Genomic DNA, 20,212 nt, shown 5'->3' with positions numbered 1-20,212 from the left:
GCTCGGTTTGAAAAAATCTAAGGTATTTGAATGTCTGGATCACGAAAAGTTGAAGCTAAATCTGGTGTGCTGCGTTTTTTCAGTGGTGCTGTCGTTGCGCTGGGCCTTGCATTCGCAGGTGCTTCAACCGGAATGGCGCAGGATGGAGCCGAGCCGGTGAAGCTGGTTGCCTTTGGCGATAGCCTGACGGCTGGTTATCAATTGCCACCTGAAGACGCCTTTCCTGTAAAGCTGGAGAAGGCTTTGCAAGAGCGGGGCTATAACATCACCGTGGTCAATGCTGGCGTATCTGGTGATACCAGCTCAGGTGGCCTTTCACGGCTCGACTGGTCTGTGGGCGATGACGTAGACGGAGTGATCCTTGAACTGGGTGCCAACGATGCGTTGCGCGGGCTGGATCCGTCAATAACGCGCAAAAACCTGGATGCAATGCTGGAACGGTTGGGATCTCGCGATATTCCGGTGCTGTTGGCTGGCATGATGGCACCGCCTAATCTGGGTGATCAGTATGGTCAGGAGTTCAACTCCATCTATGGTGATCTTGCGCAGAAGCATGATGCGTTGCTTTATCCGTTTTTTCTGGACGGTGTGGCAGCGGAACCTGAGCTAAACCTTGGTGATGGCATGCATCCAACGGGTAAAGGTGTTTCGATCATTGTCGAAAAAATTCTGCCTTCTGTTGAACTGCTCATCGAACAGGCTAAATCATAAGAGCTGATACTCTTCCTTTTCAGGCTGGAACGCAGAGTCTGCTTTAAAGTATTGACTTACTGCGCCTTCCTGTCGGAAAAACACATCCTACTTTTCGAAGATGTGCTTGGTATGCTTACCAGACCACTTCCTCTGCCGACCTCCATCCATGAGGCAGATTTAGCAAAACAGAATTCGGGGCATGATCCGTTGTCTTTGGACGAGGCTGGATCTTTGTCCTTTATGTCCAATTAGGGCGTGAGAATGAAAAGCAGCTTGGGGCTGCAAATGGGGAATACATGGAATTTCGTAAATTGGGGCGTACAGACCTCAACGTTTCCAGCATCTGTCTTGGTACGATGACATGGGGTGAACAAAATACCGAAGCTGAAGGCCATGCTCAAATGGATTATTCCTTAGAGCAGGGCATCAACTTCTTCGATACTGCAGAGCTTTATGCTGTGCCGCCGAAGCCAGAGACCAAAGGCCGTACTGAAGAAATTATCGGAACATGGTTCAAGAAATCCGGTAACCGCGACAAGGTTGTTCTGGCAACCAAGGTTGTTGGCCGTTCTGCTCAGGACTGGCATCGTGAAGATGGTTCCACAAGCCAGCTTTCTCGTGCGCAGATCATGGAAGCAGTGGATGCCAGCCTGAAGCGTTTGCAGACAGACTATATCGACCTTTACCAGTTGCATTGGCCAGATCGTAATGTGTCCGGCTTTGGTTCTGTCAGCACCATCTGGCAGGATGCGGACCCGGCAGAAGACGAAAATGCGATCCATGAGACTCTTGAAGTTATGCAGGAGCTCGTGAAAGCAGGCAAAATCCGTCATTTCGGTCTTTCCAACGAAAGCCCTTGGGGCACCATGAAATTTGTGCAGGAATCTGAAGCGCGTGGATTGCCACGGGTTCAGTCTATCCAGAATGCTTACTCTCTGGTGAACCGCTTGTTTGAAGTGGGTGGCGCCGAGATTGCACAGCGGGAGAATGTTGGTCTGCTGGCATACTCTTCTCTGGCACAGGGGTATCTGACTGGTAAGTACCGGAATGGTGCGTTGCCAGCTGGTGCGCGTAAAACACTGTTCAAGCGCCTTGGCCGTTATGAGAACCCGTTTGGTCAGAAAGCTATTGATGCGTATTGCGACCTGGCAGAAGAGCTGGGTGTTGATCCAGCAGTTATGGCGCTGTCGTTTGCTCATTCCCGTTCATTCGTGACCTCTGTGATCATTGGTGCGACGAATATGGAGCAGCTGGCGACAGATATTCGTGCGACAGACTTTGAGATGACTGACGAGGTTGTGGCACGGATTAACGATATCCATCTGCAGTACTCCAATCCATGCCCGTGATTGGCAGATAATTTGCTTTTGTCTGCAGAGACAGAATTGTGCCGGAGCCTTGTGTGGGCTTCGGCATTTTTTGTTTTAAGGGATGGAAAGAAAATCCCCAGATGTTCGTAGAGCTGTGATTTTCTGCTTGTACTCTGGCGTTAAACGTGAGCTAATTTATCATCTGCATTAGCGGAGGGTCCTGATATGCCTCGCCTTTTCACTGGCCTAGAGCTGCCTTCGGGCACAGGGATGATGTTGAGCCTTATGCGCGGAGGACTGCGCGGTGCTCGATGGATCGACCCAGAAAACTACCACATCACATTACGGTTTATAGGCGATATTGACGATCGCGTTGCTGACGAAGTTGCCTATGAGCTGGCACGGGTGAATCGTGCTCCGTTGACGATCAAGCTGACCGGGCTGGGATCGTTTGGGGGAGCCAAACCACATGCGCTTTGGGCACGTGTTGAGCCCACTCAGGAGCTGGCGGAGCTTCAGGCTGAGCAAGAACGCATCTTGCAGCGGCTCGGCCTGCAAGCCGCTCGGCGCAAATATACGCCGCATGTGACATTGGCTCGGTTGAGGGGAACATCCCCTGCAGAGTTGGCACATTGGCTCGAGATACGTGGTGAATTCTCAGCGCCTGCATTCACCGCTGGGCGGTTTGTGCTCTTCTCAGCAAAAGCGGCAGTGGGTGGCGGGCCGTATCTGGTGGAAGAAAGCTATCCGCTGGCTGCCTGACGTGATGGGTTGATTGGGAGAGAGGCGTACTGGTGCACGCGTTTCTACGAGTAGAACCGCTTAGGGCAGGTAGGAGGAGACGTTCTCCATTATCTGACTGCTCTGTCTCTCCAGCCGCCATGAGGTTTGGTGTACTAAGCCTGCTGCTGAGTGGGTTCCTGTCAGCAGATAGATGTCCTTGTTCAGGAAGGCGAGCAGTTCGTCCAGTTCCTGACGTGGGACATAACTGAGGACTCCGGTTACATGCGCGTAAGTCAATGAGGCTGGCTTAGCTGGAATTGTAGTATCGGCTGTTTTTACTCGATACCGGATCAGCTTTGATTTGGGTTCAAGCCGAACAAGCCTTGATTTTGCTTTTAGCGGTTTCAGAGCGGACTTTGCTGGATAGCGGATGAGTTTGCTATCGGCGGAAATTGGTTTCAATGCATTGTTAGAAGGTGCGCTGATTTGGGTGAGACCAGGACCAATGGCGCGGGTCTGCGTCAATGCCCATGTGCTGCCAGCTAATACCAGTGCTGAGCCCGCGATAAGACTTGCAAAAATAAGAGGCCGCAACATCGCGCTCTCCAGTTCAATATAAATTAAATAAAAATTTAACTAAAATGTACCGTGTAAATTGCATAATGCAACCGGAGATGGTGAATTTATTAGCGTAAAGTTAAAATCGATAATTTGGTGCGATTGTAAGTTAATTGAATTCAGCAAAAATAATTAGAAAAATTGTGAATGAACATGTTGCAGCCACAGTCATCAGAGAAATTGATCTAAGAAAAACAAAGGATAGAGGTCTGTTTATGGGAATGGATCGACTAATCGAGCAACAAATTCGCCGATCACAGATGAATGGTTCTATGGATCGCCTTGAAGGCGCGGGAAAACCTATTCCCAGAAGGTCCGGGACAAATTTCGCTCAAAGTGCACAAATGAGTGTGGTGAATGGAGCTGGTGGTAGCATTCAGGGAGAACTGAAACTGCGCCGTGAGATCTCCACATTGGAAGATCAGCTTAAAGCTGCGACCAAGACTGATGAGCGATTTGAAATAAGAAAGACGCTTATGGATAAGCGCCTTGAACTCTCAGTTTATGAAGAAGCGCGACGGAAATAGTCGCGCTTCCTGTTCTTTTCGGGAAAACGCTTTACAGCTCGGTTTCATCCAGCAAACGGCGTGCGATAACCTGCGCCTGAATTTCTGCTGCGCCCTCAAAGATTGAGAGAATACGTGCATCGCAGAGTACGCGAGAGATCGGGTATTCCTGTGCAAAGCCGTTGCCGCCATGGATCTGCAATGCGTTGTCTGCTGCAGCCCAGGCCACGCGTGCGCCCAGTAGTTTCGCCATGCCTGCTTCCAGATCACAACGTCGGCCACTGTCTTTCTCCCAAGCAGAGAAATAGGTGAGCTGGCGGGCGATCATGGTTTCGCAGGCGATGATGGCGAGTTTGTCGGATACGCGTGGGAAGTTGATCAGTGATTTGCCAAACTGGACACGCTCTTGCGCATAGCGCAGGCCGAGATCCAGAGCGCATTGAGCGACGCCGATTGCACGGGCGGCAGTTTGAATGCGGGCGGACTCGAAGGTTTGCATGAGTTGTTTGAAGCCCTGACCTTCCACCTGACCCAGCAGGTTCTCGTCTTTGACTTCAAAACCGTCAAACGCGATTTCGTATTCCTTCATTCCGCGATAGCCGAGAACTTCAATCTCGCCACCTGACATGCCTTCAGCCGGGAATGGGTCTTCATCTGTTCCGCGAGGCTTTTCCGCGATGAACATGGACAGGCCTTTGTAACCAGGCTCTTCCGGCTTGGTGCGGGTGAGCAAGGTCATGATGTCGGCACGGACCGGGTGGGTGATCCATGTTTTGTTGCCGGAGACCTTCCATGTGTCGCCGTCTTTAACTGCGCGTGTTTTCAACGATGCGAGGTCTGAGCCGGTGTTTGGTTCGGTGAAGACTGCGGTTGGCAGAGTTTCGCCAGAGGCGATGCGTGGGAGCCACTTGGCTTTCTGCTCTTCCGTACCGCCGCCGAGAATGAGCTCTGCTGCAATTTCGGAGCGGGTGCCAAGGGAGCCAACACCGATGTAGGCGCGGGAGAGTTCCTCTGAGACCACGCACATGGATTCTTTGCCAAGACCCATGCCGCCGAATTCTTCCGGAATCGTCAGGCCGAATACGCCCATCTCTGCCATCTCATTGATGATCTCAAGAGGGATGTATTCGTTTTTCAGGTGCCATTCGTGAGCAAACGGAGTGACCTTTGCTTCGGCAAACTTTCGCATCTCTTCGCGAATTTGCTCGTAGGTCTCGTCCAGTCCCGTTGCGCCGATGGTGGATTGACCTTCTGCGTGCTGCATGAGTTCTGCAAGACGCGTGCGCAAGGCTGGTTGAGTGCCGTCTGCAATGATTGCTTCAACAGCTTCTGTGTGATGGCTGTTTGCTTCACTGCGGCTGATGCCCAGATCAGAGAGGCGAAGGGTTTCGCCCTGACTCATTGGTAGGCCGCCAAAGACTTGTGCGGTGTATTCTGCAAGGCCTATGCGCAGGATCAGGCTTTCCACTTCGCCGAAGGTGCCTTCGGTTTCCAGCCGTTCGCCGTATGCGTTCAGCTGCTTGAGGGCTTCCACATAAGTTGCAAGCCAGGCAAGACCATGGGTGGCGCGCTGTTCCTGCTCCATGAGAGCGGAGGCGATGCGGCCATCTTTCAATACGCGCAGTTTTACGTTTTTGCGCGCGATGCCAAGCAGAGCTTCAAGAGATTTTAGCGCCTGAGCACGTGTTTCTTTCGATGGTGCGACTGCTTGTTCTATTGTATTCACCGTTTCCGACACGGCTTGCCTCCCTCAATCCACTCGGTCATTGTGCACTGCAAACTTAAATGGGATGTGTATTTGTGCAATGCCCTAAAGGTGGGAGCTTTCTTCATGAATATTTCTTGAAGTCCCGTCTATTATCTAACTTGAAACTTACAGAGAGACAGACCAGATCAGTTTTATGAAGAAACGTGGCCTTTGGGGAAAATTGTATCAGGTGCTTGCAGATGCTCTCGGGCATTTCAACTCTGATGATGGTTATGCTGTGGCGAGCCATGTGGCTTTGTCATCGTTGATGGCTCTGTTTCCATTTTTGATATTTGTGGCGGCGTTCTCAGGTTTTCTTGGTCTGAACTCGGTTGCACAAAGTGCGACGGAGTTGATCTTTGATGTCTGGCCCGAACGTGTGGCTGGCCCTGTTTCCGGTGAAATCAAAGCCGTTCTCACTCAGCCACGTGGTGATTTGCTGACCTTTGGTGTGGTCGTCACGCTGTGGTTCTCGTCCAATGGCGTTGAGGCCATGCGAGTCGGGTTGAACCGTGCTTATCGTGTTCGAGATAATCGCAGTTGGTTCTTCTGCCGAACACAATCCATTCTGGCGGTTCTGATTGGAACTGCTGTTTTGATGGTTTCAACGTTCCTGATCGTGTTTGGTCCGCTGGCTTGGGAATGGGCTGTTCATCTGGCACCGGTTATGGAGCAGTTTAGCTACAAGGCGAATATTGTCCGTTATGGCATCACATCTTTGTTGCTGATGTTTGCTCTGCTGGCAGCTCATATGTATCTGCCGGCTGGCCGTCGTAGCTTCTTTGAAGTGTTGCCCGGTATTATACTGACAATGATCCTCTGGATTATCGCTGGTACAGCCTTTGGTGCTTATTTGGCGCGGTGGGCGAACTATGTGTCTTTGTATGCTGGTCTTGCTGGTATCATGACGGCTATCATCTTTATGTATCTGACAGCCGTCATCTTTATTCTGGGTGGCGAGTTTAATGCAGCGCTGATGCGTGTGCGCCGTGTGAACCAGCGTGTTGAGGCTGGCCCTTGTTCTGATACCGAGGGCTGAGCTTAAGCCTTCTGCTTTGGTCGGCAGACAGCGATTGCAACGACAACGATGGCCATGCCAATCAACTGGATGATGTTGAGCGTCTCTCCGAAAAGGAAATAGCTTGCAACGGCTGCGGCGACTGGTGTCAGGTAGAACAGCGTTGCTGTCGTTGATGCGGCTCCGTGCTGGAGCAGGTACATGAGCAGCAGGACAGCACCCACTGACAGCACAATGACCAACCATGCCAATGCGAAGATCAGATCACCGGACCAGGTGATGACCCAGCTTTCAGTCATGGACAGTGGTAGAGTTATGAGCAGGGCGCCGAAATACTGGTAGAAGATGCCTGTGATCAGATCTGTATTCGTTGGCTGACGCTTTTGCCATGTGGTGCCGAAGGCGATGCCAAGGGTTGCCACAAAGGCAGCTGCCACAGTCCAAAGAGGGATCTGCGCAACGCCACTTCCCATTTTGGGTAAGATCACCAGTACAATGCCGACAAATCCGGCAGCAAGGCCGATCCATTGGCGTGGCGTCACATCTTCCTTCAGTAGGAAATAGGCGAGAGTGCCGGTGATGAAGGGCTGCAGACCGGTGATAAGAGCAGTTACGCCTGCTGGCATACCGTTGTCGATGGCCCAGAATACTCCAGCGAGATAGATGCCATGTACCAGCATGCCGGTAACGACAGCGTGGAGGACCTGTTTACGCGTTAGTGCAAAGCTTCTGCCAGATAACCAGACAATCATGCCCATCAGCGGCAGGACGAGCAGAAAGCGGAGACTCAAGAACGCGAAAGGTTCTGAATAAGGCGCTCCGAGGCGGGCACCGATGAAGCCGGTAGACCAGAGCAAAACGAAAATAATGGGAACTAGTTTGGTAAGCGAGAGCAATGGTGTGTCTTATTTTTATGCGTCTTTAGCACATGACGCTGGGTGGGGTGAGCAACAAAATCATTTGTGCGATGCATTATTTGTAATCTTTAAACGATTTGAACTTATACCTGTGAGGAATAATTAAAAATACTATTAGTAATTTTATCGGTCTAGGGGTCTCCGATGCGAGTAAATTGGACGCGGGCTATTTCTTCTACGGGAAATAAAGTTTTCTCGTTAACTCGAAATGTAAGTATTCGGTTTCGGGCAATTGCTCTTGGTATTCTGACACTTATCGGATTTGGTGGTGTTGGCTTTGTTTATCTTTGGAGCCAGCAGCAAACGGAGGCTGCTTTTCTGCAGTCGAAAGAATACACCGAACTTGCTGAGCTGAGCCAGACGATTGCAATTACCGCAGGTGTGCTACAATCGACACAAAAAGATTATGAAAATGTGCCGAGCGACAGCCTGAAAAGTCGATTCGACACGTTGGTTGGTGAAGCGCAGACTGAGTTGCAGGAACTGAGTACTCTTCCGGTTGCCATGGATTACTTCCTCGAAATTTCCGATGCGCGGGATACCGTTGATGCAATCAGTGGTGCCTTTGAGATGTTGCACGGCTATCAGTCAACGCTTGGATATGATGCTGACCGTGGTTTGCAGAAAGAATTATCAGCCACGCTTTCTCAGGCAGAAGCCGCCGTTAAACAAAAGCATAGACGCAGCAAAGACCCCAATACTCTGAAGCTGATGCACACGTTTAGTGACCTGTCGCGGGCTCAGTTGGATTATGCGTTGACCGGTAGTCAAAACTCTCTCGGCGCGTTTGAAGTGGCCTTCTCCCGTTATGAACGCACCATTCCTCGAGCGCAGATTGACCCGGCTGTTGCTGAGAAGGTTAAAACCAATATGCTGGCCTATCAGAAAGCATTTGAGGCTTACTCAAAGGCCTATGATAAGCGAGCAACAAGTTCTGAGTTGCTTGCGAACCTATTTGACCTTTTGCCACCACGTCTGGATGACTTGAAGAGCGCTGCTGTGCAGGGCGCAAATGATGCGCAGGCACGTCTGACAGCGACAACTCAGCAAACCAATCTTTATCTGGGCATTGCAGTTGGTGGCATTGCGCTGACCCTCTTCATCCTTGGTTCGCTGCTGATTTTCGGTATTTTGCGTAATCTGAATGCACTGCGTAATGCTATGGCGTTGCTTGCTAAGAATGATTTGTCAGCCGTTATTCCTCTCAATAAAGGCGGTAGGGAAATCTCCGCCATGGCGCAGACGCTGCAGGTGTTCCGCGACAATATTGAGGAGCGGCGCAAGCTGCAGGATCATCAAGATAATGAAAATGCTGAGAAACAGGCCCGTGCCGAGCAAGTCGATAATCTCATTGTTGGATTCGAGCAAACCGTTGCTGAAGCGCTGAGTAGTCTGCACAGCGCTGCGGATGGGCTTGGTGAGGCGTCTAATGATGTGGGCTCTGCTGCAGACAACGTATCGAAAGAGGCCGTATCCGCAGGTCGTGCCGTTGAGAGTGCTGCTGAGAATGTCTCCAGTGCATCTGCCGCTACGGAAGAACTGGCCATGTCTATCAACGAGATTGCTGGACAGGCTGAGCAATCAACGAGTGTTGCAGACCGTGCGGTTGAAGGTTCCAAGGCAACTGCTGAAACCATGAATCTGTTAAGTGATGCCGCAAACCGTATTGGTGAAGCTGTTGGGCTCATTCGTGATATTGCGAACCAGACCAACCTGCTTGCTTTGAACGCGACCATTGAAGCGGCCCGTGCAGGTGAGCACGGCAAAGGCTTTGCTGTGGTGGCATCGGAAGTGAAGATGCTGGCAAACCAGACTTCTCAGGCAACCGAAGAAATTGCACAACAGGTTGGTTCCATTCAGGAGGCCTCAGCGGAAGCGGTTGGTGCTATTGGTGATGTGAGTGATGTTATTCACGAAATGAGCCAGATCGCAGCGGCTGTTGCGGCATCTGTTGAGCAGCAGAACGCAGCCATTCAGTCGATTACTGAGAATGTAGCGAATGCGACGCAGAGCTCTCAGGAAGGGGCGAGCGCAATGCAAATGGTTGAAAATGCATCCAGCAATGCACGTAGCACTGGCGGGACTGTGTCTGATCTTGCCGACGCGCTTTCTCGTCAGGCGGATCACATCAACAATACTGTTGGTGCATTCCTTGAAAAAGTGCGCGCTGCCTAAAGCAGTTTGCTTTCGTTTCGACGACTTCAAACTGCTTTAGGGATTTGAATAGCGTATCTCTGAAAACCACAAGGCACTTTTCAGAGATACGACCTTAAGATCTTCACAAATTTTCATTTTAAATGTGGCGCTTGCTCTGGTTTTTATCAGGGCTAAGCGCCACATTGCTTTTGCGGTACGGGTTTGTTGAGCAAAGCAGACAATACGGATCTGCTGTGTTGTTTGACTGCGACTAATACGGGTTTTGAGAATGATTAATAAGATTGTTGTGGTGGGTGCTGGACAAGCAGGTGTACAGGCCGCGCAAACTCTTCGACAAAAGGGATATGAAGGTGAGCTTGTGATGCTTGGAAACGAGCCTCAGCCGCCTTATCAACGCCCTCCGCTCTCCAAGAAGTTTCTGAGTGGAGATGTGGCGCCGGATGCGCTGTTTATTCGTCCAGAAGCGTTTTATGAAACCAACAATATCGATCTGAAGGTCAATGCGCATGTTGATAGCATCGATTTGGAGAAGAAGAGTGTCAGGCTGGCAAGCGGTGAAGAGGTGAGTTGGGACAAGTTGCTGCTTGCAACCGGAACCCGCGCTCGCGACTTACCATTGCCAGGTGCGGAGCTAGAAGGCGTTGTGACGCTTCGATCCATTGGTGATGTTGAGCTCATCAAGCAACTCTTTGTGCCTGACAAGAAACTGGTCGTTATCGGTGGTGGTTATATCGGTCTGGAAGTGACGGCTGTTGCAAAAAGCATGGGGCTTGATGTTGTTGTGCTGGAAGCGCAGGAACGCCTGCTGAAACGTGTGGTTTCGCCTGACATCTCATCATTCTTCCATGGTTTGCATTCCGGCAACGGCGCGGAACTTTTTTGCGGAACCGGTGTGACTAGCATTGAAGGGACTGACGGCAAGGTTTCTTCCGTGAAACTTGCTGATGGCAGTGAAATTCCGTGTGATCTGGTGCTTTCTGCTGTTGGTGCCGTGCCGAATGCGGAGCTTGCTGAGGCTGCTGGTCTGGATGTGGATGACGGAATTCTGGTTGATGGAGCGGGACAGACCTCTCACGAGGATGTTTATGCCTGTGGTGATTGTGTTCGCTTCTTCTCAGAGCGCTATGGCCGCAGCATTCGTCTGGAGAGCGTTCAGAATGCGATTGATCAGGCAAAGGCAGTCGCTGTTGCATTGACTGATCCAGATCATGATCACAGTCATGATTATGATCCTCTGCCGTGGTTCTGGTCTGACCAGCATCATATCAAACTGCAGATTGCCGGTTTGTCTAATGGATACGATGAGGCTGTGCTTGTTGGGGATACAAGTTCCGACAGCTTCTATGTCGCGTATCTGGAAAAGGGCAAGCTGATTGCGGTTGATAGTATCAACCATCCGCGTTCTCACATGATGGCGCGTCGGGTGATTGGGCAGGAGTGGAAAGACGGACTGCTTCCACCTGCTTAATCCAGTGATTTTAAAAGCGTGCCAGAGAGATCTCCGGCACGCTCTTTTTGTCAAATCCCAGCACTAAGGTGGGATGTTGGCTTTAACGGGTGTTCTCCAGAATTAGCCGGATCACTTCCTGCGGGATCTCCATGTGAACCATGTGGCCGACACGATCGAAAACGTGGCAGGCGATTGGTCCTGGCAGTTTATGGCATTGGCGGGTTGGCAAGATCTTGTCCTGCGTGCCCCAGACCACCTTGATTGGCATTGGCAGTTCGCCGAGTTTACCAGTTGGCAGTACGCCCTGACTTTCACCTTCCAGAATAAGGCCCGATACAGCTTTGAGTGCTTCAGCAGCGCCCGGAGTGGAACGCTGCGTGGCCACATAGTCTGCCAGTTTCTTCGGAAGTTCGAAGTCAAGGCCGACAAACTGTTCCAGCAGCACTTGTTGTTCTGCTTCTGTTTGGCCAACTGCGTATCGGCGCAGAAGCTTTGCGTTGATCTCAGGGCCAAATCCGCCCGGAGCAAGCAAAGTGAGGCTTGCGATGCGTTCTGAGCTGCGCATGGCGATCAGTGTTGCAATTGCACCGCCCATGCTGTGACCGACTAGGTGGACGCGGTCGAGCTTCAGCGCATCGAGAGATTTCACGACGGCTTTTGCCGAGCCCACTGCGTTGCATGGTTCAAAATCGGCCAGTGCACGTCCGTGCGCAGGAAGATCAAATGCGATTGTGCGACGTTTGTTTTCTAGCTGAACTTGAATATTGCGCCATGTGCTGGCGTCGCCACCAAAACCATGGATGAAAATAATTGGTTCTGCACTTTCAGGGCCAAAGGCGGTGAAAGGCAGGCAGGTTACATCTTGGATACTATCGATATTCATATAAGGCCTCCCATTGGCCGTATTATATGCCCCTTTCATTCAGAGGTTTACCTGTGACTTAGGCTAAGGCAGGATTTTTTTATCAGCAGATGAACCGATAGAATTGAGTGAAAATTTCGCTTGGCATGAGGAAAATTGAAAAAAGTGAAACAAATGACCCGCGAAAGTGAGGTTTTGCTTGGATATCGATTATCAGATGTTGATAATCAGTCTCAATTTGAAACATATGGAAACTCAGAGGTCCGAGAATTTTTTTTGGTAGAGTTTGTTCTTTCTCGGTGCTGATTTATTTTTAAAATTCGACAGGCCCCGCAGGGTCAGGGGCTATCGCCAATTTCAGGGGGTGACGATGCGAGGACATCTTCGCAAGGGAATATTTGCTGTCATTTGTACGTTGGTTAGCTTTGTGTTTGTAGCACCAGCAAGCGCGGGCAAGCTGTGGAATCCAGACACACGCCAATGGGACATCTTCCCAGATTCTCCTGCCATGGCATCCAGCTCAGCTCGCCGTAAGTTCAAGCGTAAGCTGATCACGTACCGTACTAATGAGAAGCCAGGTACCATCATCATTGATACCGAAAAGCGCTATCTCTATCACGTGCAGGAAAGCGGCAAAGCGATGCGTTATGGCATCGGCGTTGGCCGTGACGGTTTTGAGTGGAATGGTACCGAGCGTATCACCCGCAAAGCAAAATGGCCGGGTTGGACACCGCCGGAAGAAATGCGCCGTCGCGAAGCGAAAAAAGGCCGTACTCTTCCACGTTACATGAAGGGTGGTCCAGACAACCCATTGGGCGCTCGTGCGCTGTATTTGGGTGCTACCATCTACCGTATCCACGGTACCACTGAGGACTGGAGCATCGGTCGTGCTGTTTCATCCGGATGTATCCGCATGTTCAACGAAGATGTTTCCTATCTTTATGACAATGTCGATATTGGTGCCAAGGTTGTCGTGAACTAAGTCACGAATGACGGGCTAAGAGAATTAAACCCGGGGCGACCCGGGTTTTTTTATTGGGCAGTTGGATGCGGTTCAGCGGTAGCCATCTGAGACTGGTCTGCAGCACCCTTTGAGTGTTACTGGTTTTTGCCCAGGCTGTGTGATGGTGGCGACAGCCTCTCCCCAAACGAAAGAGTCCAGTGGGGTGAAGGTGCATTGCTTCTCGGAGATGGTCATTTGTAGATCGATGCTTTCATTACCTGCCTGAAGCAATGTGGTGTTCTTGTCTGTTTCTGCTTTTACTGACTGAAACGGGACGCGATGGAGCAGTCCGGTGATGTTCGAGTAAGTTACTACGCTGGAGTTCCATTCAATGCTCCAAGACGGCTCAGTTCCTCCGCAGACGCCCAGAACCGGAAGATCGGTCCCGGCGAATGGGACGGGTATAGCGGCTTTCAGCTTTTGGGCTTCAACCCAACCTTCTATCTCTCCGAGGCTGACATGTTGCCAGCGCAGATCGTCAACCTGCTTTTGTTCACCGTCGGAGTTGAGGATTGTATCTCCGGGCAGTTGAACAATAACAGCAGCATCGTCTGATGGTGCATCGTAGATGGAGAGTAGGACGCCGAGGCTTTGGTCTACCTGACTGTAGTAGCCCGGTTTCACTTCGGAGGATTGGCTGGTCGTTGGTTGTTCAGAGGCCGCATCTGAGACTGGTGCCTGATCTTGTTGTGGAGAAGGGGGCGTTTCTGACTGTGCTGCAGTTGGTCGTGAGAGTACTCCCATCAACATACCGCTCACTAACATCAATGTTAGAAACCTATAAAATGCATTCCCCAAGATATCTGAGGCCATCTTTTGCTCCTGAGACGCGGAGGTTGAGAACCCCGCTACCACACGGTTTTTGTTTTCTCAGGATTGTAGCGGAGTATCGCCTAGGAAATATTAAGCTGTAAGGCTATGGTATTTATTGTTATTTTTAATTCAGCTAGTTGTTTGTGCTCTGGAGAGCCAGACTCAAGGCTCTGAAAGAGTATTTAGATCACAGGTTGTCTGATGATTGTTTTTCTCTTTTCCGGTGCTGTTCGTGTTGCATCATCAAGGTAGATCTCATGATGGTGTCCGTTTGGTTTCAGGCCATTTTCCGGCAGGAATTCCTGATAGAGTTTTGCGCTGGTGTTGCGTAGGCCTTCATAAGGGCCTTTGTGAAGGATCTGGACTGAGCGACCTTCTGTCATAATTTCTCTGCGCAGCGTTGTGGGTTTCTCTCCAAGCCGCCCGACTGCAGTTTCTACGCCTTGAGCGAAAAGGGCGTCATCGGTCCAATGAGGCAGAACGATCATCAAACGCCATTTCAACTTGTCTCTATTACCGGTGATGAGGTCATTCATATCGTCGGCCCACCACAGGCATTCCAGAGGTGGTTCCGCAAAGCGTTTTCCCATCCGCTTCTTCGCATCACGTTTGATGGGATAGATCACGGTGAAAAGCCATTTGATCGCTTGAGCGAAGGATGCCCCTTCAGGGTTCCCGTTGCCATCGATCACAGCGAACTGCATATCAGGAACATCGACAAACGAAAAATGGTCGCTTGGCGGGCGGTATAGGTCATACAGTCTGTCTCTGAAATCGATCGTGGTCATCGTTGTGTCCTCATGTGTTCCATGGTTTGCAGGTCATGTAGTCCAGAGTTTTCTGCAGCCAGTCTGCCTCTGATTTGAGTTGAGCGATGGAGTAGTCAAAGAGGGCTTCTACGTGATCAGGTAAAGGCTGCTGGTCTAATTGGATGCCTTCAATTCGGATGAGTTCTATTTGGATTGCTTTGCTACGCTGGCTTAATGCATCTAGGGCCTGTTCTCGTTGCAGTGCTGGCCAGTGGATCATGCCCATGAGTAGCGATGAATATGTTGGGCGAACTGTGGTGATGGCTGAGAGCGTCTGTGTAACGAGTGCTTCTTGACCAGCCTCGGTCATGATGAAGCTCTTCTTAGCTTTGGCACCAGTGGGCTTCTCTGAGGTGACGAGGCCCTTCTTCTCAAGCTTACCCAATACGAAGTAAATGGAAGAGAAGCCGATTTGCGTCCACTCGCGCATCCCGCGCTGCTCGATGACCTGTTCCAGCTCATAGCCATGGCGGGGCATCTCGGAGACAAGACCGAGGACGAGGAGTTCGCTGTCAGTGAGGCTCTCAGACATGCTATTCTAGCCTTAGAATAAGATTATATTCTAGCACTAGAATAATGGTGTTGAGTCGTCAATATCTGGCTTTTCAGAGGGCTATGTGCGGAGTGAGGCTAATGCTTGCGTGTTACCATAACCAGCATGTTGTCGCGCAGGCTCACATGTTGCCGGTAGAGTAGGAGGCAGCGACAGTTAAATTTGCTTTCACGCTTTTGGAAGTACTCCGCATAGCGATGAATGTCGTGGCGGTTCACATCCTCGATCATGTAGACGCCATGGTCTGCAAGCAGGTCTTTAACGTTCTCGAAGAAGACAATCCCCGCCTCATAATGATGCAAACCATCATCAATGATCAAGTCGTAGGGCTCTGGTTGTGCGTTGCTTTTGAAGCTCGCTATGCTTTCCGGGCTGGTCTGATCGACCTGAAAGGTCTGAATGCGTGTATCGGAAAACAGGCATTTCTCGTCGATGTCGAGGCCCGTAATCTCTGCGTGAGGGAAATAGTCTCTCCAGACACGAAGGGAGGCACCGGGTTTGCCCTCTGTACCCATGTTAGAAAGGCAACTGGTATCGTTTGTGCCGATACCGCATTCAAGTACGTTTGTGATCTTGTCGCGGCAATGATCGAAAATCATGCTGTAGAAATCGGTGTAGGTGTGAGGCTCCCAGTTGAACTGGGTGGTTTCCGGGCAGTTGGTGCCTTTGTCACTGCCGTACACGTCGCAGAGTTGAGCCAGATAGCTGTTTCTTGCAGGTGCGTAGAACGCTTCGATACGCTGTCCGAGATGCTCTTCGACGGATGCTCGTGTTCTTTCCAGTTTGGTTTTTGGGGTGAGCTGTCGAAGGACCTTGTTAAAATCGAGCGTGCTTGAAGTGTTCATGTTTTGCCGCTTCTTACAAATTGGAGCTGAAAGAAGCGTAGATTAGCATTCTCAGGCTTTAGGAATACTCCCGCCTTTCTGGTGCAGATTTCCTTGGTGTGAAGTGGGAGGCTAGCCTGTAATAAAAAAGGGCTGCCGAAGCAGCCCTTTCTTGAACTTGATTAATGCCGGATCAGACAAGTGCGCCGTGGCAATGCTTGTACTTTTTGCCAGATCCACATGGGCAAGGCTCATTACGACCTACACGGCCCCATGTTTCAGGGTCATCGGATTCACGACCGTCTGGTGCAGATGCTGCACGTGCTTCAGCCAGTTGGCGGTCCGCTTCAATCATCTCGTCTTCACCAGTCAAAGGATTGGTGTGATGAGCTTCCATGTGGGAAGGCATCTGCGGTGTTTCCGGAGCCTGTTGCTGAACCAACTCAACCATCATCAGCTGTGATGTGGTTGTCTGGCGCAGAGTGCTCAGCATGTTTTCAAAGAGAGTAAAGGACTCTGTTTTGTATTCCTGAAGTGGATCACGCTGTGCGTAGCCACGCAGACCAACTGCGGAGCGCAGGTGATCAAGGTTTGCCAGATGCTCACGCCACAAGTTGTCGATGGTTTGCAGGAGAACTGCGCGCTCGATCTGACGCATAACGTCAGGACCGTAGTTTGCAGCCTTACCCGCCATCACTTGGTTGGCTTCCTTCTTCAGGCGAGCGGTGACTTCTTCGTCTGCAATGCCTTCCTCGTTTGCCCATTCAATAATTGGCAGGTCGAGGTTAAGCTTTGTGCGTGCTTCTTCCTGAAGGCCTTCAGTATCCCACTGCTCAGGGTAAGCACGCTCTGGAATGTGTGCTGCGACGAGGTCTTCAACGAACTCTTCGCGCATTTCTGCCACAGCTTCCTGAGTGACTTCAGGGTCCATCATTTCGAGGCGCTGATCGAAGACCACTTTACGCTGGTCGTTCATAACGTCATCGAATTTCAGCAGGTTTTTACGAATGTCGAAGTTGCGGGCTTCCACTTTCTGCTGTGCTTTTTCCAGCGCCTTGTTGATCCAAGGGTGAACGATTGCTTCGCCATCCTGCAGACCGAGTTTCTGAAGCATGGAGTCCATACGCTCAGAACCAAAGATGCGCATCAGATCATCCTGCAGAGACAGGAAGAATTTGGAGTGTCCAGGATCACCCTGACGACCAGAACGACCGCGCAGCTGGTTATCAATGCGGCGGCTTTCATGGCGCTCAGTTGCAACAACGTAAAGGCCACCAGCATTCAATGCCCGTTGCTTCAGTTGCTCGATCTCAGCTTTGATTTCCGCTTCTTTCGCTGTGCGCTCTGGGCCAGCTTCCATATCGCCGAGTTCGGTGGAGATACGCATTTCAACGTTACCACCAAGCTGAATATCAGTACCACGGCCAGCCATGTTGGTTGCGATGGTTACAGCGCCGGGCACGCCAGCCTGTGCGATGATGGTTGCTTCTTGTTCATGGTAGCGAGCGTTCAGAACGGCAAAGACTTTCTTTTTGCCTGCATCTTTACCAGTGTACATGCTTGCAAAGCCGAGAGGGTCTGACACATCGATCTGAGTGTAGCCGTTCTTTACGAGCAGCTCGGCGAGCATCTCGGACTTTTCAATGGATGTCGTGCCTACAAGAACAGGCTGACCGCGTTCATGACAGTCATCTACGAGCACCTGAATAGCGTCGTATTTTTCGGCAACTGTGCGGTACACTTCATCGTCGTCATCGACACGCTGAACAGCAACGTTGGTTGGAATGTCCACCACGTCTAGGCTGTAGATGTCCATGAATTCTTCAGCTTCCGTCATTGCTGTACCGGTCATACCAGCCAGCTTGTCGTACATGCGGAAGTAGTTCTGGAATGTGATGGATGCGAGTGTCTGGTTCTCTGGCTGGATAGCAGCTTTTTCTTTTGCTTCCAAAGCCTGGTGGAGGCCCTCAGAGAAACGACGGCCTGGCATCATGCGGCCAGTGAACTCGTCAATAATAACGACTTCGTCGTTGCGGACGATGTAATCTTTATCGCGTTGGAAAAGCTTATGCGCTTTCAAACCCTGCTGCAGATGGTGAACAGCTGTCACGTTCTCCACGTCATAAAGCGATTCGCCCTTTAAAAGATCTGCTTCTGTCAAGAGTTGCTCAAGCTTCTCGTTACCTGCTTCGGTGAAGGTTGCGGAGCGAGCTTTCTCGTCGAGTTCAAAGTCCTCTTCAGTCAATTGAGGAATAAATGTATCGATGAGATTGTAGAAGTCTGTGCGATCTTCCAGCGGGCCGGAAATAATCAGAGGGGTACGAGCTTCATCCACGAGAATGGAGTCGACTTCATCCACGATTGCATAATGATGCGGGCGCTGGCACATGGACTCGCGATCATACTTCATGTTGTCACGAAGATAATCGAAGCCGAATTCGTTGTTGGTGCCGTATGTGACGTCTGCTGCATAAGCGGCTTTGCGCTCTTCATCAGAAATACCATGGACGATCAAACCAGTCGTCAGACCTAGGAACCGGTAAACCTGACCCATCCATTCGATATCACGCGTTGCCAGGTAATCGTTCACAGTCACAACGTGAACGCCCTTACTTGTCAATGCGTTAAGGTATACTGGAGCAGTCGCAACAAGGGTCTTACCTTCACCGGTGCGCATTTCGGTGATTTCTCCAGCATGGAGAACCATACCACCGATGAGCTGCACGTCGTAGTGACGAAGACCAAGGACGCGGCGGGAAGCTTCCCGCACGACTGCAAATGCCGGGACCAAGAGGTCGTCCAGCTTTGCGCCGTTTGCCAGTTGCTCGCGGAACTCGTCAGTTTTGGCTCTCAGCTGTTCATCTGTCAGAGCTTCCATTTCCGGCTCCAAAGCAGAAATAGCGTCCACTGTGGGCTTAAGTGTCTTAATCCGACGGTCATTAGCTGAACCAAATATCTTACGAGCGAGTGCGCCGAGCCCCACCATGTGGCGGTCCTTCCTACTTTGGGCGCGCCGGTTTTTTCACGTCGCGGTCGGGCCCTAAAAATCTTCACATTCGTGATCTAACCAGTCAAAACTCTGTGAGTCTGATCTGGGTCACAGCATATTAAACACCTGCGAGTAAAAAAGCAGGCGACAGAGAGATAAGAGTGGGCCGAAAGGTTGTCAACGGCAGTTGCTGTCGCAATATAGTGCTTTGTTGTTTTGCAACTCTTTTTAAACTCTCCATAAACAGGAAAGAAAGTGATCTTATGCTTCGTAAATTTACAGGGATCCTAGGTAGTTCAGTTGCTGTTGCTGCTCTGGTTATTGGGCTGAGTGCTGCGCAGGCACAGGATGCTGATGCGGCTCCAGATCTGGACAAGCCAGTTGCGAAGGTTGGCCAGAGCGTTATTACCGAAGCTGATCTTGCTTATGCAGCTCAAGATTACGCGCAGCAGCTGCAGCGTGTTCCACCAACCGAATGGCGCAAGGTATTGACCGATGTGCTGGTTGAGATGAACCTGCTTGCAGAAGCTGGCGCAGAAGAAAAACTTGCAGAAACTGATGATTTTAAACGCTTAATGGCATTTGAACGCACGCGTGCACTTCGCAATGCATATTTCCAGAAGTACATTCAGAGCGCTATCACCGAAGACGAAGTTAAGGCTGCTTACGATACTGAGTATGCCAACTATCAGGGTGCTCCAGAGATCAACGCAGCGCACATCCTTGTAGAAAAGGAAGATGAGGCGAAGGACATCATTAAGCAGCTAGAAGGTGGTGCAGACTTTGCTGAGCTTGCAAAGGAAAAGTCCACTGGTCCTTCCGGCCCTAACGGTGGTGATCTTGGTTTCTTCGGAAAAGGCCAGATGGTTCCTGAGTTTGAAACAGCTGCTTTTGCTCTGAAACCGGGTGAGTTCACAAAAGAGCCTGTGCAAACACAGTTCGGTTACCACGTAATCCTGAACAAGGAAGCACGTACACAGTCTGCTCCAGCCTTTGAAACAGCTGAGGGTCAGATCCGCCAGGAGCTGGTTCTGACGAAATTCCGTGAGGTGCTTGAAGAGCTGAAAGCCAAGAACACTGTGGAAATCATCGGTGCGGATGCTGATGAGCCAAAAGCTGAAGAAAGCAAATAATAGGCCTGTGCTTATTAGCTCTGCTGATTATTGAAATAAAACATCTTGTTTTTGTAGCCCCGGATGGCTTAGGCCTTCCGGGGCTAC

At 50.7% G+C, this 20,212-nt stretch carries 18 protein-coding genes; 9 read left to right on the top strand and 9 right to left on the bottom strand.

Annotated elements, in window-relative coordinates:
- Positions 1 to 132: 132 nt before the first annotated feature.
- From PsAD26_RS00195 to thpR, 3 genes are all read left to right on the top strand, one after another.
- A complete protein-coding gene (locus tag PsAD26_RS00195; protein ID WP_208980975.1) occupies positions 133 to 711 on the top strand; it encodes an arylesterase in 579 nt (192 codons plus the stop codon).
- A gap of 278 nt (positions 712 to 989) precedes the next feature.
- Positions 990 to 2,042: an aldo/keto reductase gene (locus tag PsAD26_RS00190; RefSeq protein ID WP_063305058.1), complete on the top strand. Its 1,053-nt coding sequence runs from the start codon at positions 990 to 992 to the stop codon at positions 2,040 to 2,042.
- Positions 2,043 to 2,228: 186 nt separating this feature from the next.
- Positions 2,229 to 2,765, top strand: coding sequence for an RNA 2',3'-cyclic phosphodiesterase (gene thpR, locus PsAD26_RS00185; protein WP_063308802.1), 537 nt, complete (start codon positions 2,229 to 2,231; stop codon positions 2,763 to 2,765).
- Between the two features lie 60 nt (positions 2,766 to 2,825).
- On the opposite strand, the gene PsAD26_RS00180 is transcribed toward thpR, so the two are convergent.
- The gene (locus tag PsAD26_RS00180; protein ID WP_063308801.1) at positions 2,826 to 3,323 is read right to left on the bottom strand and encodes a hypothetical protein; all 498 of its coding nucleotides are present in this window, start codon (positions 3,321 to 3,323) and stop codon (positions 2,826 to 2,828) included.
- A gap of 236 nt (positions 3,324 to 3,559) precedes the next feature.
- Here PsAD26_RS00180 and PsAD26_RS28670 point away from each other — a divergent pair, with 236 nt between their 5' ends.
- Positions 3,560 to 3,871, top strand: coding sequence for a DnaJ family domain-containing protein (locus PsAD26_RS28670; protein WP_208985429.1), 312 nt, complete (start codon positions 3,560 to 3,562; stop codon positions 3,869 to 3,871).
- Positions 3,872 to 3,902: 31 nt separating this feature from the next.
- Here PsAD26_RS28670 and PsAD26_RS00170 read toward each other — a convergent pair whose 3' ends face one another.
- Entirely contained in the window at positions 3,903 to 5,588 is a 1,686-nt protein-coding gene (locus PsAD26_RS00170; protein ID WP_206599978.1) for an acyl-CoA dehydrogenase family protein, read from the bottom strand.
- Between the two features lie 163 nt (positions 5,589 to 5,751).
- Between PsAD26_RS00170 and PsAD26_RS00165 the strand changes: the two genes are divergently transcribed.
- On the top strand, positions 5,752 to 6,636 hold the full coding sequence (locus PsAD26_RS00165) for a YihY/virulence factor BrkB family protein (RefSeq protein WP_063308800.1): 885 nt from the start codon (positions 5,752 to 5,754) through the stop codon (positions 6,634 to 6,636).
- Positions 6,637 to 6,638: 2 nt separating this feature from the next.
- Here the strand turns inward: PsAD26_RS00165 and PsAD26_RS00160 are convergent, their stop codons facing one another.
- A complete protein-coding gene (locus PsAD26_RS00160; RefSeq protein WP_208985428.1) occupies positions 6,639 to 7,511 on the bottom strand; it encodes a DMT family transporter in 873 nt (290 codons plus the stop codon).
- 165 nt (positions 7,512 to 7,676) lie between these two features.
- On the opposite strand from PsAD26_RS00160, the gene PsAD26_RS00155 reads away from it, so the two are divergent.
- Both PsAD26_RS00155 and PsAD26_RS00150 read left to right on the top strand, forming a co-directional pair.
- A complete protein-coding gene (locus PsAD26_RS00155) occupies positions 7,677 to 9,707 on the top strand; it encodes a HAMP domain-containing methyl-accepting chemotaxis protein (RefSeq protein WP_063308799.1) in 2,031 nt (676 codons plus the stop codon).
- A 250-nt stretch (positions 9,708 to 9,957) separates the two neighbouring features.
- Positions 9,958 to 11,157, top strand: coding sequence for an FAD-dependent oxidoreductase (locus PsAD26_RS00150; protein ID WP_063308798.1), 1,200 nt, complete (start codon positions 9,958 to 9,960; stop codon positions 11,155 to 11,157).
- Between the two features lie 82 nt (positions 11,158 to 11,239).
- On the opposite strand, the gene PsAD26_RS00145 is transcribed toward PsAD26_RS00150, so the two are convergent.
- Positions 11,240 to 12,022 carry an alpha/beta fold hydrolase gene (locus tag PsAD26_RS00145; protein ID WP_063308797.1) on the bottom strand — a complete coding sequence of 261 codons (783 nt, stop codon included), beginning with the start codon at positions 12,020 to 12,022 and terminating at the stop codon, positions 11,240 to 11,242.
- Positions 12,023 to 12,371: 349 nt separating this feature from the next.
- Between PsAD26_RS00145 and PsAD26_RS00140 the strand changes: the two genes are divergently transcribed.
- A complete protein-coding gene (locus PsAD26_RS00140) occupies positions 12,372 to 12,983 on the top strand; it encodes a L,D-transpeptidase (protein ID WP_063308796.1) in 612 nt (203 codons plus the stop codon).
- A gap of 72 nt (positions 12,984 to 13,055) precedes the next feature.
- On the opposite strand, the gene PsAD26_RS00135 is transcribed toward PsAD26_RS00140, so the two are convergent.
- The 5 genes from PsAD26_RS00135 to secA form a co-directional block, all read right to left on the bottom strand.
- Positions 13,056 to 13,748 (bottom strand): hypothetical protein, encoded by a 693-nt coding sequence (locus PsAD26_RS00135; RefSeq protein ID WP_208985427.1) that lies wholly within the window; start codon positions 13,746 to 13,748, stop codon positions 13,056 to 13,058.
- Positions 13,749 to 13,999: 251 nt separating this feature from the next.
- Positions 14,000 to 14,605, bottom strand: coding sequence for a GyrI-like domain-containing protein (locus PsAD26_RS00130; protein ID WP_063308794.1), 606 nt, complete (start codon positions 14,603 to 14,605; stop codon positions 14,000 to 14,002).
- A gap of 10 nt (positions 14,606 to 14,615) precedes the next feature.
- Positions 14,616 to 15,158 carry a PadR family transcriptional regulator gene (locus PsAD26_RS00125; protein ID WP_063308793.1) on the bottom strand — a complete coding sequence of 181 codons (543 nt, stop codon included), beginning with the start codon at positions 15,156 to 15,158 and terminating at the stop codon, positions 14,616 to 14,618.
- Between the two features lie 98 nt (positions 15,159 to 15,256).
- Positions 15,257 to 16,024 (bottom strand): class I SAM-dependent methyltransferase, encoded by a 768-nt coding sequence (locus PsAD26_RS00120; protein ID WP_208985426.1) that lies wholly within the window; start codon positions 16,022 to 16,024, stop codon positions 15,257 to 15,259.
- A gap of 172 nt (positions 16,025 to 16,196) precedes the next feature.
- The gene (secA, locus tag PsAD26_RS00115; protein WP_063308792.1) at positions 16,197 to 18,989 is read right to left on the bottom strand and encodes a preprotein translocase subunit SecA; all 2,793 of its coding nucleotides are present in this window, start codon (positions 18,987 to 18,989) and stop codon (positions 16,197 to 16,199) included.
- A gap of 266 nt (positions 18,990 to 19,255) precedes the next feature.
- Between secA and PsAD26_RS00110 the strand changes: the two genes are divergently transcribed.
- Positions 19,256 to 20,125 carry a peptidylprolyl isomerase gene (locus PsAD26_RS00110; protein WP_063308791.1) on the top strand — a complete coding sequence of 290 codons (870 nt, stop codon included), beginning with the start codon at positions 19,256 to 19,258 and terminating at the stop codon, positions 20,123 to 20,125.
- Positions 20,126 to 20,212: the final 87 nt, after the last annotated feature.

This window comes from Pseudovibrio sp. Ad26, assembly GCF_001623285.1.
Lineage (GTDB): Bacteria > Pseudomonadota > Alphaproteobacteria > Rhizobiales > Stappiaceae > Pseudovibrio > Pseudovibrio ascidiaceicola.
Note: the sequence above shows the minus strand (reverse complement) of the source record. Positions and strands in the feature narration are given on the sequence as shown.

Excerpts from the sequence above, each read along its gene's own strand:
- PsAD26_RS00195 (WP_208980975.1), top strand. The coding sequence starts at position 133 with ATGGCGCAGGATGGAGCCGAGCCGGTGAAGCTGGTTGCCTTTGGCGAT.
- PsAD26_RS00190 (WP_063305058.1), top strand. The coding sequence starts at position 990 with ATGGAATTTCGTAAATTGGGGCGTACAGACCTCAACGTTTCCAGCATC.
- thpR (WP_063308802.1), top strand. The coding sequence starts at position 2,229 with ATGCCTCGCCTTTTCACTGGCCTAGAGCTGCCTTCGGGCACAGGGATG.
- PsAD26_RS00180 (WP_063308801.1), bottom strand. The coding sequence starts at position 3,323 with ATGTTGCGGCCTCTTATTTTTGCAAGTCTTATCGCGGGCTCAGCACTG.
- PsAD26_RS28670 (WP_208985429.1), top strand. The coding sequence starts at position 3,560 with ATGGGAATGGATCGACTAATCGAGCAACAAATTCGCCGATCACAGATG.
- PsAD26_RS00165 (WP_063308800.1), top strand. The coding sequence starts at position 5,752 with ATGAAGAAACGTGGCCTTTGGGGAAAATTGTATCAGGTGCTTGCAGAT.
- PsAD26_RS00155 (WP_063308799.1), top strand. The coding sequence starts at position 7,677 with ATGCGAGTAAATTGGACGCGGGCTATTTCTTCTACGGGAAATAAAGTT.
- PsAD26_RS00150 (WP_063308798.1), top strand. The coding sequence starts at position 9,958 with ATGATTAATAAGATTGTTGTGGTGGGTGCTGGACAAGCAGGTGTACAG.
- PsAD26_RS00145 (WP_063308797.1), bottom strand. The coding sequence starts at position 12,022 with ATGAATATCGATAGTATCCAAGATGTAACCTGCCTGCCTTTCACCGCC.
- PsAD26_RS00140 (WP_063308796.1), top strand. The coding sequence starts at position 12,372 with ATGCGAGGACATCTTCGCAAGGGAATATTTGCTGTCATTTGTACGTTG.
- PsAD26_RS00135 (WP_208985427.1), bottom strand. The coding sequence starts at position 13,748 with ATGGGAGTACTCTCACGACCAACTGCAGCACAGTCAGAAACGCCCCCT.
- PsAD26_RS00130 (WP_063308794.1), bottom strand. The coding sequence starts at position 14,605 with ATGACCACGATCGATTTCAGAGACAGACTGTATGACCTATACCGCCCG.
- PsAD26_RS00125 (WP_063308793.1), bottom strand. The coding sequence starts at position 15,158 with ATGTCTGAGAGCCTCACTGACAGCGAACTCCTCGTCCTCGGTCTTGTC.
- PsAD26_RS00120 (WP_208985426.1), bottom strand. The coding sequence starts at position 16,024 with ATGAACACTTCAAGCACGCTCGATTTTAACAAGGTCCTTCGACAGCTC.
- secA (WP_063308792.1), bottom strand. The coding sequence starts at position 18,989 with ATGGTGGGGCTCGGCGCACTCGCTCGTAAGATATTTGGTTCAGCTAAT.
- PsAD26_RS00110 (WP_063308791.1), top strand. The coding sequence starts at position 19,256 with ATGCTTCGTAAATTTACAGGGATCCTAGGTAGTTCAGTTGCTGTTGCT.